Origin of the sequence: Pandoraea eparura (assembly GCF_902459725.1) — a bacterium.
Lineage (GTDB): Bacteria > Pseudomonadota > Gammaproteobacteria > Burkholderiales > Burkholderiaceae > Pandoraea > Pandoraea eparura.
The window spans coordinates 374,553-386,722 of the sequence record NZ_CABPSH010000002.1; the positions used below are offsets into that span (position 1 = coordinate 374,553).

Annotated in this window: 11 protein-coding genes; 6 read left to right on the forward strand and 5 right to left on the reverse strand. The window is 64.3% G+C overall.

Annotated elements, in window-relative coordinates:
* Window positions 1-110: 110 nt before the first annotated feature.
* The 4 genes from PEP31012_RS05795 to PEP31012_RS05810 all read left to right on the forward strand — a co-directional run bounded on the left by PEP31012_RS05795 (window position 111) and on the right by PEP31012_RS05810 (window position 3,386).
* The gene (locus tag PEP31012_RS05795) at window positions 111-785 is read left to right on the forward strand and encodes a helix-turn-helix transcriptional regulator (protein WP_150588380.1); all 675 of its coding nucleotides are present in this window, start codon (window positions 111-113) and stop codon (window positions 783-785) included.
* The gene (locus PEP31012_RS05800) at window positions 782-1,762 is read left to right on the forward strand and encodes a threo-3-hydroxy-L-aspartate ammonia-lyase (RefSeq protein ID WP_150588381.1); all 981 of its coding nucleotides are present in this window, start codon (window positions 782-784) and stop codon (window positions 1,760-1,762) included. Before PEP31012_RS05795 ends, PEP31012_RS05800 begins: the two co-directional genes overlap by 4 nt.
* Window positions 1,759-2,157: a RidA family protein gene (locus PEP31012_RS05805; RefSeq protein ID WP_150588382.1), complete on the forward strand. Its 399-nt coding sequence runs from the start codon at window positions 1,759-1,761 to the stop codon at window positions 2,155-2,157. Before PEP31012_RS05800 ends, PEP31012_RS05805 begins: the two co-directional genes overlap by 4 nt.
* 320 nt (window positions 2,158-2,477) lie before the next feature.
* Complete coding sequence (locus PEP31012_RS05810) at window positions 2,478-3,386, forward strand: hypothetical protein (RefSeq protein WP_150588383.1); 909 nt, start codon at window positions 2,478-2,480, stop codon at window positions 3,384-3,386.
* On the opposite strand, the gene PEP31012_RS05815 is transcribed toward PEP31012_RS05810, so the two are convergent.
* The 5 genes from PEP31012_RS05815 to PEP31012_RS05835 form a co-directional block, all read right to left on the reverse strand.
* Window positions 3,380-3,928: a phosphonate degradation HD-domain oxygenase gene (locus PEP31012_RS05815; protein WP_150588384.1), complete on the reverse strand. Its 549-nt coding sequence runs from the start codon at window positions 3,926-3,928 to the stop codon at window positions 3,380-3,382. The two genes, PEP31012_RS05810 and PEP31012_RS05815, sit on opposite strands and share 7 nt — an antisense overlap.
* Window positions 3,888-5,720 carry a Na/Pi cotransporter family protein gene (locus PEP31012_RS05820; RefSeq protein ID WP_150588385.1) on the reverse strand — a complete coding sequence of 611 codons (1,833 nt, stop codon included), beginning with the start codon at window positions 5,718-5,720 and terminating at the stop codon, window positions 3,888-3,890. The genes PEP31012_RS05815 and PEP31012_RS05820 overlap by 41 nt, the downstream gene beginning before the upstream one ends.
* Before the next feature lie 338 nt (window positions 5,721-6,058).
* Entirely contained in the window at window positions 6,059-7,513 is a 1,455-nt protein-coding gene (gene phnY / locus PEP31012_RS05825) for a phosphonoacetaldehyde dehydrogenase (RefSeq protein ID WP_150588386.1), read from the reverse strand.
* Between the two features lie 99 nt (window positions 7,514-7,612).
* Window positions 7,613-8,866 (reverse strand): phosphonoacetate hydrolase, encoded by a 1,254-nt coding sequence (gene phnA, locus PEP31012_RS05830; RefSeq protein WP_150588387.1) that lies wholly within the window; start codon window positions 8,864-8,866, stop codon window positions 7,613-7,615.
* 106 nt (window positions 8,867-8,972) lie between these two features.
* Window positions 8,973-9,689, reverse strand: coding sequence for a phosphonate utilization associated transcriptional regulator (locus PEP31012_RS05835; RefSeq protein WP_150588388.1), 717 nt, complete (start codon window positions 9,687-9,689; stop codon window positions 8,973-8,975).
* Between the two features lie 392 nt (window positions 9,690-10,081).
* On the opposite strand from PEP31012_RS05835, the gene PEP31012_RS05840 reads away from it, so the two are divergent.
* Together PEP31012_RS05840 and PEP31012_RS05845 are read left to right on the forward strand one after the other, a co-directional pair.
* Complete coding sequence (locus PEP31012_RS05840) at window positions 10,082-11,215, forward strand: 2-aminoethylphosphonate--pyruvate transaminase (RefSeq protein ID WP_150588389.1); 1,134 nt, start codon at window positions 10,082-10,084, stop codon at window positions 11,213-11,215.
* Window positions 11,216-11,388: 173 nt separating this feature from the next.
* Window positions 11,389-11,835, forward strand: coding sequence for a DUF488 domain-containing protein (locus PEP31012_RS05845; protein ID WP_150588390.1), 447 nt, complete (start codon window positions 11,389-11,391; stop codon window positions 11,833-11,835).
* The last annotated feature ends 335 nt before the right edge of the window (window positions 11,836-12,170 follow it).

Sequence of the window (12,170 nt, forward strand, 5' to 3'; positions counted from 1 at the left end):
GCCCCGGCGCCCGAACGGCCCGCTGTCTTCGTCGGGAAACCGGCGGGCATCGGGCCGCCTTTTTTATCGTCAATTTGACATTTCGTCACCCAATGACATAATGTCAAATCATGAAATCCGCGAAATCGCCCGCCTCGGGCAAGTTGGACGAGAACACGCTGCTCCTGCGTGAGGGTCGCAAGATCATCGAAGCGCTCGGTCAGACGTTCGCACCGCTTGTCGAAGTGGTGTTGCACGACCTGACCGATCCGGACCATGCCATCGTGGCAATCGCCAACAATCTGTCGGGGCGCGAACCCGGCGACGCCGTCACGGAGATGGGCCTCGCACGCATCGCCGATCCGGCGTTTCCCGAAGTCATCGCGAACTACGCGAACCGCTTTCCGGACGGACGCCCGGCCAAGAGCACGTCGATCGGGTTGAAGAACAGCCGTGGCGAGTATGTCGCGGCCATCTGCCTGAACATGGACATCTCGATGCTCGCGGCGGCCGCCGCCAGCGTGCAGCAATTGGTGAGCGTGCCGAATCATGCCCCGACGCCCGTGCGCGAAACGCTTGCGACGCGTCGGCTCGACGACATCGTCCCGCTCATTACCGACTTTGCCGCGCAGCGCAACACCACGCCACAGGGCCTGACGCTCGCCCAGCGCCGCGAAGCCATCCGCCTCATCGAGGCCCGCGGCCTGCTCGACCTGCGCCACGCCCACGCCGAAGTGGCGCGTGTGCTGGGCGTCGCGCGCTCGACCGTCTACACCTATCTCTGCGACACGAAAGGCTCATCATGACAACTCCTTCGCTGGCGATTACCTATGGCGACATCGTCGCCGCCCACGACCGGATTCGAGAAGCGGCACATCGCACGCCCGTGCTGACGTCGCGCACCGCCGACGCCATGACCGGCGCCCGTCTGTTCTTCAAGGCCGAGAACCTCCAGCGCATGGGCGCGTTCAAGTTCCGCGGGGCGTATAACGCGATCTCGCAGTTCACGGCCGAGCAAAAGCGCGGCGGCGTGCTGGCGTTCTCGTCGGGCAACCATGCGCAGGCGATTGCGCTCTCCGCGCGCGAACTCGGCGTGCCGGCTGTCATTCTGATGCCCCAGGACGCACCGCAGATGAAGATCGACGCCACGCGCGGTTACGGCGCGGAAGTAATTCTGTTCGACCGTTACCAGGAGGATCGCGAAGCGCTTGCCAAGCGTCTCGCGCAAGAACGCGGCATGACGCTGATCCCGCCGTACGACCATCCCCACGTGATGGCCGGCCAGGGCACGGCGGCCAAGGAACTGATCGAGGACGCCGGGGAGCTGGACACCCTCGTCGTGTGTCTTGGCGGTGGTGGACTACTCGCGGGCAGCGCCGTCGCGGCACGCGCGTTGCATCCGGACATCGAGATCTACGGGGTGGAACCGGCCGCCGGCAACGACGGCCAGCAGAGCTTTCGCTCGGGAAAAATCGTGCACATCGAGACGCCGCGCACGATTGCCGACGGCGCGCAAACGCAGCACCTCGGCGAATACACGTTCCCCGTGATTCGCTCGCTCGTCGACGACATCGTGACCGTGACCGACGACGAACTCGTGCAGACGATGCAGTTCTTCGCCAGTCGCATGAAGATCGTGGTCGAGCCGACCGGTTGCCTCGCGGCGGCCGCGGCGCTGCAAGGCAAGCTCGATATCCGTGGCAAGCGCGTCGGCGTGATCCTGTCGGGCGGCAACGTCGATATGACGCGCTTTGCCAAACTGACGCTTGGGGAGACCGTATGAGCACGCCCGCCGATGGCATCGAGGCCGTGAACGTGGCGGCGTTGCAACCGCCGCGCGGTCATTACTCGCATGGGGTCCGGGCTGGCGGGTTCGTCTTCGTGTCGGGGCAATTGCCGATCACGCCGCAAGGCGAACGCCTTGCCGGCGAGCCCTTCGCGGTACAGGCGAAACAGGCGCTGGATAACGTCGCGACCATTCTTGCCGCGTGCGGCACGCGCATCGACCGCTTGGTGCAAGTGCGCGTGTACATCACGAACGTCGACGACTGGGGGCCGTTCAACGAGGTCTACGCCGCGTGGGCCGGCGATGCGAAGCCTGCACGCGCTGTCGTGCCGGTGCCCGCACTCAGTCATGGCGTGGCAGTGGAGATCGAGGCGACGGCGTTGGCGGGCTGATTGGGCGACATCCGCGCGGCGACGACATCGACGCGCGCGCGCGGCGGCGCCCCCGTCGGATGGCCGAGGCTCACCTCGTCGGGCTCGCGTTGGGGCCCCTTGCCCACCTGAGGTAGTGTGTCCATTTTCCAAAGCGTAGTAACGATTTGCGAAATATCCCAGGATTTTCGCGCGTACAGATTCGTCCCACGGATACACTTTGGGCCACGAACGCCGACGACCATCCCGCCATGACACCTCCTGATTTCTCGACTCCGCCGCAGCCTACCGCGACCGACACGACGCTACCCCAACCACACCAACGTATCGATGACGAGCCAATGCGGCTCATTACCAGCTTCAACGACGTTTTCGTCGTCGTCGCGTCGGCGCTGCTCATGTTCGGCACGGCGTGGCTGACACACTCGCTTCCGCCGTGGCTCACGGTGCTGGTCTGCGCGGCGCTCTACTGGGGACTGTCGGAGGTCTTCGTGCGGCGCCGTCGCATGGCACTCCCCGCGCTCTTCTATTGTTTCGGTTTCATCGCCTCGTTTGCGAGCGTCGGGTTCATCGGCATACAAGCCGCCGCGCCCGGATTTGGCACGGGCGAAGCCATCCCGACCGAGGCGCAAGGACTCGCGCTGGGCGCCCATGTCCTGTTGTCGCTGTTCGCAAGCTATGCCGGCATCGGCGTCGGCACGGTGTTGTACTGGCGACGCTTCCGGGTGCCGGTCACCCTCGCCATGGGCATCGGCGCCGTGGTTTGCCTGACCTGGCTCTTCGTTGTGATTCTCGGCGAGAACCTCATCGACGCCATGCGCGCCGTGACCATCGTCGGCGGTCTCGCCATCTTCGTCTGGGCATTGCGATGGGACGCCCGCGACCCGAAGCGCACGACCTTCCGCTCGGATGTCGCCTTCTGGCTGCATCTGCTCGCCGCCTGCATGGTCACGCATCCGATCTTCTGGGCACTCATGCCGGATCACGCCGTCGCCGCCATCGCATTCTTCGTATTGCTGACCGGTATTTCGCTCGCGATCGACCGCCGTGCCCTGATGATGTCGTCGCTGCTGTACGTGATTACGGCAATGCTGAACCTTCTCGTAAGCTCGGAGAACACGCACGCGTTGGCAATGGTCGCCGTCGTGGTCGGCGGCGCCCTGTTGCTGCTGTCGGCCTTCTGGCACCCGTCGCGCGCGGCCGTCCTGAAGCTGCTGCCTGCCGGCTGGCGCGCCCGCCTGCCTCACTGAAGCGTTACCCGCTCCAGCAATGTCATATAGTGATCGAGCGACGGTGTCGGCATGCCGACAACCTTCGCCCGGTCGTCCCATCGACGCAGCCGCAGTGCCGCCTCGGCATGCTCACGCGCCAGGAACGCCGTTGCCTCGTCGTCGCTGAACGCCCCGCCCTGCAACGCCAGACTGCGCACCGAATCGGCCGAGAGTTTGCCGAAATACTCGGGGTCGACCGCGCACAGGCAGCGCTTGGCATCCACGTGCAGACGAATGGGATCGAGCACTGCGTCGCTGAACAACGGGCGCAGGAACGGCAGGGCGAAGTATTGGTGCAGATCGTCGATGCCGCGCGCGGAAGGCGTCTCGCCCTGGAGGTTGAGCAAATGACCGAGGTCGTGCAGGAAACTGGCGGCGACGAGCGACGCATCGGCGCCCTCCTGTTCGGCCAATGCCGCGCTTTGCAGCGCATGCTCCAATTGCGTGACCGGCTCGCCGCTGTAGGCAAGCGAACCGAAGTTATCGAACAGGGTGCGGATGTCCGGCAGGCTCAGGGCCATCGTGTGAACTCTCGTTGTCGTCGCGAACATTGGCGGCGGCCGTCGCGACATCGGCCAGCACCGACAGCGCCGACGCCTTTGAATCCCTGGGCGCCTTGGGTGCCTTCACATCCCTGAGCTCCCCGGCATCCCTGGCGTCCTTGCCATCCTTCGGTTTGTCCCGCATGCGGCTCTTGCGCAGCGCACCGGCATCGTCGAGCACCGGATATGCGGTCGAGCAGAACAGCGAGTTCAAGCGCTTCATATCGCTGATGATGTCCAGGTGCAGCGAACTCGTCTCGATACTCTGCACCGACTGGCCCGCCAGACGGTTCAGGTGCGTGTATGAATAGGCACGCTCCAGATCGCGAAAGCTCTCCTTCTCGGCCATGAGCCGCTGCGCACTGCGCAGGTCCGTGTTCAGGAACACCGACAGCCCCAGTTGCAGGTTCGTCACCAGCCGCGCATGCATGTCGCAGATTTCCTGCAACCCGGCTTCGGAGAACGACAGCTTGTGCGAGATCTTCTTCTCCTCGACCTCCGTCACCATGCGCTCGATGATGTCGCCCGCGTGCTCCAGATTGATCGTGAGCGAGATGATGTCTGTCCAGCGGCGACTGTCCTGCTCGCTCAGGTTCTCGCGCGACACGCGGGTCAGGTACATCTTCACCGCCGTGTAGAGGTGGTCGACGTCGTCGTCGAGCCGGCGCGTCTCGCGCGCCCGCGCCACGTCGTTGCTGCGAATGACGTCGAGCAACCCGTTGAGCATCTGCTCGACGATGTCGCCCATGCGCAGCGTCTCGCGCGTCGCATTGGACAGCGCCACCGACGGCATCTCCAGCGCGCTCTCATCCAGGTGACGGGGACGCATCACGCCGTCCGCCTCCGGACGCTCCGAGAGCAGACGCACACACAGGCGCGCCATCGGCTCGGTGAAGGCGAGAAATACCACGCAACGCACCAGGTTGTAGAGCACGTGGAAGTTGACGACGGCTTGCGCGGGGGCATCCGAGAGCCAGCTCACCAGCGCCGGCGCATAGTCGACGAACGGCAGCACGATCAGACAGCCGATCAGCTTGAAAACGAGGCTGCCGAAGACCACGCGGCGGCCCGCCGCGTTCTGCCCGGCCGACGTGAGCATCGCGAGCATGCCGCTACCCAGATTCGCGCCGATTACGAGGCACAAGGCCACCTTGAGCGAAATCACGCCCGACGACGCCAGCGTCGCCGTCAACAGCACCGCCGCCAGACTCGAATACGACACCATGGCGAACATGGCGCCGATCAACGTGTCGAGCATCACGTCGCCGGTCAACGACCCGAACAGCACCTTGACGCCCGCCGCTTCAGTCATCGGCGTGGTCGCGCTCACGATCAGTTGCAGCGCCAGCACGATCAGCCCGAGCCCGATGGCCACGCGGCCGATCTGGCCGGCGCGCGTCTGCTTGCGCGACAGGAAGAAGACAACGCCGAAGAAGATCAGCAACGGCGAGAGCCAGTGCAGATCGAACGTCAAGATTCGCGCCATGAGCGCCGTGCCGACGTCCGCCCCGAGCATGATCGACAGTGCGGGCGCGAGCGCAATCAGCCCCTGTGCGCCGAACGACGAGACGATGAGCGCCGTTGCGTTGCTGCTTTGCACCAGCCCTGTGACGAGCACGCCCGCCGCAAACGCGAGGAATCGATTCGAAATGCTGTGCGACAGAATGCGCCGCAGATCGGCGCCGTAGACGCGCAGGACCCCGGTACGCACGATGTGCGTACCCCAGATCAGCATCGCGACGCCGGAAAGAAGGTTGAGGAGTGTCAGCATGCCAGTGTTCCGTGATCTTGTTGTCAACGGGACGGGCAGCGCCTCGCGCCGCCCACATGACGCGCGCACTGGTTTGCCAAACCGGCATCCCGCGTCAGTCCAACACTGGCGTCGGGATGCGTATGAAGTTCACGCGTCATGCGTATCCCCAATCGGTACACCGTACACCAAAACGACCAGCGCAACAATCGTGTCATCAATTTGTCACAATTTTTGCTGCGATTCCGCCAAGCCTTGTTGCGCAAGGGGCACAGCCTGAGTCGAGTCACCGGAAAACACCGCATTCCGTGCCCGTCGGTCGATCCCTGGGCTGGCCCTTGTCAGCTTGACTCTCTGCCTCAGATACCCCACGGCAGCGTAAAGGTTTTGGTGTTGGTGAAGCTCTTCATCGCCTCCTGCACCCCCTCCTTGTAGCCGAGGCCCGAGTCCTTGATGCCGCCAAACGGTGTCAGCTCGATACGATAGCCCGGCACTTCCCAGACATTGACCGTTCCGACCTGCAGCTCGTTGGTGAAGCGCGTCACGTAATCGAGGCGATTCGTGCACACGCCCGACGACAGACCGAATGCCGTGCCATTTGACATCGCGATGGCTTCGTCGATGCTGCCGAACGTCAGGATCGGCGACACCGGCCCGAAGGTTTCTTCACGCACCACGGTCATCTTCGGATCGACACGGTCGATGACGGTCGGCGAGTACAATGCGCCCTCGCGCCGGTTGCCCACGAGCAAGCGCGCGCCTTGCGACACGGCCTCGTTCACGCGCGCTTCGAACAGCCGGGCCGCCGCCTCGTCGATGACGGTGCCCATGTCGTTCGCGCCGTCGGCCGGATCGCCGTATTGCCATGCACGCGTTTTTTCCACCACGAGGTCGGTGAACTGCGCCGCGATGTCGCGATGCACGAGCATCCGCTTGACGGCCGTGCAGCGCTGGCCCGAGTTCTTGTACGAGCCCTGCACCGCCAGATCGGACGCGCGATCGAGATCGGCGTCCTCCATCACGATCAACGGATCGTTTCCACCGAGTTCAAGTACGATGCGGCGATAGCCCGCCTTCGACGCGATGTACTTGCCGATCGACACGCCGCCCGTGAAGGTGATCATGTCGATGTTCTCATTGGTGATCAGTTCGTCGGCAATCTCCATCGGGTCGCCGGTCACGACTTGCAGCATCTCCGGCGGCAACCCCGCTTCGTAAAGCGTGTCGGCCAGGTAATAGGCGGAGAGCGGCACCTTCTCCGACGGCTTGAGCACCATGCGGTTGTTGGTCGCAATCGACGGTGCCACCTTGTGCGCCACCTGATTCATCGGGTGATTGAATGGCGTGATGGCCGAGATCGCCCCGAGCAGCGGCTCGCGCTGCGTGACGACCCGGCGCTTCTTGCCATGCGGCGTGAGATCGCACGAGAAGGCCTGCCCGTCGTCCTTGAGCGCTTCGCCCGCGGCGAAACCGAGCACGTCGGCCACGCGACCGATTTCATAGACGGCGTCTTTCTTGCACAGCCCCGACTCCATCGTGATGATCGCCGCCGCTTCGGCGGTGCGCTCGCGCAGCAGCGCAGCGGCCTTGTCGAGAATGTTGGCGCGCTCGAAGCGCGTGAGGGTCGAGCGATACTGCTTCGCGATCGAGAACGCGCGGCGCACGTCGTCGATCGAGGCCTTCGGCACGGTCCCGACCAGGTCGCCCGAGTAGGGATTGAAGATTTCGATGATCCGATCGCGGGTCACTTTCTCGCCGCCGATGCGAAGGGCTTCGGCACGGAACTCGGGATGCAGCTTGTGCGGCGCGTTCATGGGGTTCTCCACAGCGTATCCAACGGAACGGAGCCGGCGACGCAAACGGTCTGGGTTGCGCGCCGAGGGCTCAAAAGGCAAAGGCGTTGCCGTACCGCGTCAGACGTGATTGAGTGCCACGTCGAGAATGTCGAAGTTGCGCAACCGCGTCTTGCCCGGAATGCCGTCGGTCTTGCGGTTGAACAGCAACGGCACCGTCTGCTCCGAGATTCCGCCGTGCGAGCGCAGCGGCACCGTGAGCCCGGTCAGGTCGTGCCGGCTGGCGCTCGTGCCCAACACGACCGACTGATCGCTCACGACCACCAGGTCACCCACGCGATCGGGCGGCAGCTCGAAGCGCGCGCATGCCTCGGCGTTGTTCAGCACGACCTCGATGCCGGGCAACGCGGCGATGCGCTGACGCAGCGCGTCGCGATCCCCGTCGGGCGGTAGATAGATCGTGGCAAACGAACCAAGCGCCCCGTGATGCACCACGTACGGATCGGTAATCGGCAGAATCACGCGTGCGCCGCCCGCTTCCACGCCCTTGCCGAGCCAGTCGTCGAGCAGATCCTGCAAATAGATGACGTTGGGCCGCCCGGTCGCCGGATCGTGCTTGGCATTCATGCCATGGTCGGCCGTCAGCCCGATCACCGCGCCCAATTCGTCCATGCGGCGCAGGTACTTGTCCATCATCGCGTAGAAGGCGTTCGCGCCCTGCGTGCCTGGCGCCCACTTGTGCTGGACGTAGTCGGTCGTCGAGAGATACATCAGGTCGACCTGACGCGTCTCCAGCAGGCGCACGCCGGCGGCGAACACGAACTCGGAGAGCGCCGCGCTGTAGACATCGGGCACCGGCATGCCGACGAGACCCAGCACATCGTCGATGCCGTTCTCGGCGAGCGTGACCTGATCGGCCTTCTCCGACGAGAAGCAGATGCCCTTCATGCGGTGGCCGAGCAACTTGCGCAGCTTGTCCTTCGCCGTCACGACCGCCACGCTCGCCCCCGCATCGGCGGCCGCCGCGAGCACCGTGCCCGCGCGCAGATAGGCGGGGTCGTTCATCATGACTTCCGCGCCGCGACCGCCGTCGGCGGACGGGTCGTAGAAGTAGTTGCCGCAGATGCCATGCACGGCGGGGGGCGCGCCGGTCACGATCGACAGGTTGTTCGGGTTGGTGAACGACGGCACGACGCAGTCGCCCTGGAATACCGCGCCATCGGCAAGCAGATGCTTCAGGTACGGCGCCACGCCGGCAGCGGCGGCGGCTTCAAGATATTCGAACTGGCAGCCGTCAACGCAGACAATGACGGTCGGCTGTTGCGGCAACCGGTATTGGCGGCCGTTCACTTCGATCTGTACGGGCGGGTTCACGTCGGGTCTCCTCAAGAGCAACTCGATTGAGTGCCGCCGGTGTCGCCCTGGGGGCGGCACACACCCGGCGGCCGGGTATTCAACAAGACAAACCGTTCACTGTTCTTCAGCCAGCCTTCGCCTGCACGGCGCCGCCGGGTGCTCGCGCAAGCGCCTCACGGATGCGCTCGCGGCCGCGCGACAAATGCTCGCGCGTGACTTGCGCCGCAAGCGCCGGATCGCGCGACGCAATCGCGCTCACGATGTCGCGATGCTCGCGCTCAGATTTCGGCGGCGCGGACGTATCGCCCGTCAATGCTTCGTGGCGGAACAGGCTCAATTCCTTGACCAGACGCCGGTAGGTCTCGAGCAACTTGCGATTGCCGACCATCTCGACGAGGGTGTCGTGAAATGCCAGGTTCAACCGGTAGTAGGCCTCGCTGTCCCCCGCCTCCACCGCGACGTGCATCGCCTCGACGGATTCGCGCAGGCGCGTGAGTTGTTCCGACGTGATCGTCTCGGCCAGCGTGCGCGCCACGTACTCGTCGAGCACGCCGCGCAACGTGTAGATCTCTTCGGCCTCTTCCAGCGAGATGACGCGCACGAACACGCCGCGATGCTTCTCGGTGCGCAGCAACCCCGCTTCTTCCAGCGCACGAAACGCTTCGCGCACGGGACCGCGCGACACGCCCAATCGGCCAGCCACCTCGATCTCGTTGAGTTTGGTGCCGGGCATGAGCGTGCCCGCCATGATCTGGCGCTCGATCTCGTGCTGAACAAGCGTGGTCAGCGACTGGCTCTGCAACAACTCGATCGCCGTGGGCGACGTGGGTTTCGGGTTCATACCGGTCTTCCTTCTCTCTGAACGCTGGCGGCACCACGTGACGCCATCCCGCAAAGGCACCAATCGCTTTCGCCCATGCTCGCGGCAATTTGTTGCATTACGTGATTATTTTTGCTTTTTGATATTCAATCACATCGATTTGTAGATTGTCAACAAATCGCGTCCATCATTTTCCGATGGCATCGCAAAACAGGCACGTGGCGCAGCGGTAACCGACAAAAAAACATCATCTTAATCAATGATTTCCATGCTATTTGAGGATTTTTTCAAAGAGATGACAATGCATCAATGATTTCAATAAAATGACATAATTTGCCACTAATATGCAACAATCCACCTCACCGAGGTGCTTCACAGACGCAGTTCGTTTTCCCGCTTGATAGGAGGCGGTCATGATTCTCGGTCAGGAACCCATTCTGCTTACCCCCGGCCCGCTCACCACGTCGCCGGCGACCCGGCACGCCATGCTGCGCGACTGGGGCTCGTGGGATGCCCAGTTCAACCACATCACCGCGTCGCTGTGCCGCGATCTCGTGGACATCGTGCACGGTGGCGACACACATGTCTGCGTGCCGATGCAAGGCTCGGGCACGTTCTCCGTCGAAGCGGCCATCGGCACGCTCACGCCCCGCGACGCGCGCATTCTCGTGCCGGACAACGGCGCGTACTGCCAGCGCCTGCTCAAGATCTGCCGTTATCTCGGGCGCGACGCCGTCGCCCTGCCCATTCCGGAAGATCAGGCGGCCAGTGCGACCGCCATCGACGAGGCGCTCACGCGCGATCCGTCGATCACGCACGTCGCGCAGGTGCACCTGGAAACCGGCGCGGGAGTGCTCAATCCGCTCGGCGAGATCGCACGCGTGTGCCAGAAGCACGGCAAGGGGCTCATCGTCGATGCCATGAGTTCGTTCGGCGCGGTGGACATCGACGTGCGGACGACGCCGTTCGACGCGCTGGTCGCCGCGAGCGGCAAATGCCTCGAAGGGGTACCGGGCATGGGGTTCGTGATCGCGAAGCGGTCAGTGCTCGAAGCGAGCGGCGGCAACAGCCATTCGCTGGCGATGGACCTCCACGATCAGTACACGTACATGCAGAAGACCACGCAATGGCGCTTCACCCCGCCGACGCACGTGGTCGCCGCCCTGCGCGCGGCCGTCGATCAATTCCTCGCGGAGGGGGGACAGCCGATTCGCGGCGAACGCTACCGCAAGAACTGCCGAACACTCGTCGACGGAATGGCCTCGCTGCGCTTCCGGCCGTTCCTCGAACCGGAGATCCAGGCGCCGGTGATCGTGACGTTCCATGCGCCCGCCGACAGCAAGTATGACTTCAAGGCGTTCTATGCGGCAGTGCGCGAGCGCGGCTACATCCTCTATCCGGGCAAGCTCACGCAGATCGACACGTTCCGCGTGGGCTGCATCGGCGCGATCGACGACAACGAGATGCGCAACGTCGTCACGGCCATCGGGCAGTCGCTGGCGTCGCTCGGCATTCGGCACGTCGCACCGCTCACACGCGCTGCGTGAAGGGGTTGTCGTAGTCGGAGGGAACGCGCAGCGCGTGACGTTCTCGACGGCCTCTGGCTTCGGCGACGCGGCAAGGCGTCGCCGAACACGGGCGGGACTCGCCTGTCTCAGGCGCCTCGGGTAAGCTCTCGCGTATCGAGCACTTGCGCTCTCACGCTCCGAGGTCGTCTCTCATGCCGTCGTCGAAAACGCCCGATGCCGTCCCGCCGGCCAAAACCAGCCCTGCTCGCAAGCGCGGCGCCAAACTCCCCGAGATTCGCTTCAAGCGTGTCTATGACGCCCCCAATGCCGCCGACGGCCAACGCGTGCTCGCCGATCGCCTCTGGCCGCGCGGTCTCGCCAAGGTCAAGGCCCAGATCGACTTCTGGGCCAAGGACGTCACCCCCAGCACGCCGCTGCGCCAGTGGTTTCACCAGCATCCCGAGGCGTTCGACGAGTTCCGCCAACGCTATCTCGACGAGCTGGCCGCACTCGACGCCGAGGACAACGCCACCCTCGCGGACCTGCGCACGCGCTTGAGCGAAGGCCCGGTCTCGTTGCTCACGGCGGCCCACCGACTCGACGAGGAGGACGCGCGCACGCACCTCGATGTCCTGCGTGACTTCCTGACGTCGCGATAAACAAGAACGCCGACGTGGGCAGCGATGCCGGCGTCGTCATCGGTGGCATCGCTGGCTTCATCGCCGGTGCTCGTGCCGCCGTCAGCATGCAACGGCCCGTCATGTGTTTCATCAGACACAATGACGTATTGCACTTCGACACCACATTCCGCCCTTCAAAACGATGCCGTGCGGCGCCAGCTCCGTGAAAACCCGCATGAGGCCTGGCGCTGCATGCGATCCGCACGAACCGCGGGGAAGTTTGCTATAACGCTCACTGCGCCGTCATCGCGCCTACCATGACCGGCGCGCCGCCGTGTTATCGATTGCCCCCGCCGACGCACTGCCGCTTGTGT

What these genes read in the sequence shown, in the direction of transcription:
- PEP31012_RS05795 (WP_150588380.1), top strand. Translation starts at nt 111, where the DNA reads ATGAAATCCGCGAAATCGCCCGCCTCGGGCAAGTTGGACGAGAACACG.
- PEP31012_RS05800 (WP_150588381.1), top strand. Translation starts at nt 782, where the DNA reads ATGACAACTCCTTCGCTGGCGATTACCTATGGCGACATCGTCGCCGCC.
- PEP31012_RS05805 (WP_150588382.1), top strand. Translation starts at nt 1,759, where the DNA reads ATGAGCACGCCCGCCGATGGCATCGAGGCCGTGAACGTGGCGGCGTTG.
- PEP31012_RS05810 (WP_150588383.1), top strand. Translation starts at nt 2,478, where the DNA reads ATGCGGCTCATTACCAGCTTCAACGACGTTTTCGTCGTCGTCGCGTCG.
- PEP31012_RS05815 (WP_150588384.1), bottom strand. Translation starts at nt 3,928, where the DNA reads ATGGCCCTGAGCCTGCCGGACATCCGCACCCTGTTCGATAACTTCGGT.
- PEP31012_RS05820 (WP_150588385.1), bottom strand. Translation starts at nt 5,720, where the DNA reads ATGCTGACACTCCTCAACCTTCTTTCCGGCGTCGCGATGCTGATCTGG.
- phnY (WP_150588386.1), bottom strand. Translation starts at nt 7,513, where the DNA reads ATGAACGCGCCGCACAAGCTGCATCCCGAGTTCCGTGCCGAAGCCCTT.
- PEP31012_RS05835 (WP_150588388.1), bottom strand. Translation starts at nt 9,689, where the DNA reads ATGAACCCGAAACCCACGTCGCCCACGGCGATCGAGTTGTTGCAGAGC.
- PEP31012_RS05840 (WP_150588389.1), top strand. Translation starts at nt 10,082, where the DNA reads ATGATTCTCGGTCAGGAACCCATTCTGCTTACCCCCGGCCCGCTCACC.
- PEP31012_RS05845 (WP_150588390.1), top strand. Translation starts at nt 11,389, where the DNA reads ATGCCGTCGTCGAAAACGCCCGATGCCGTCCCGCCGGCCAAAACCAGC.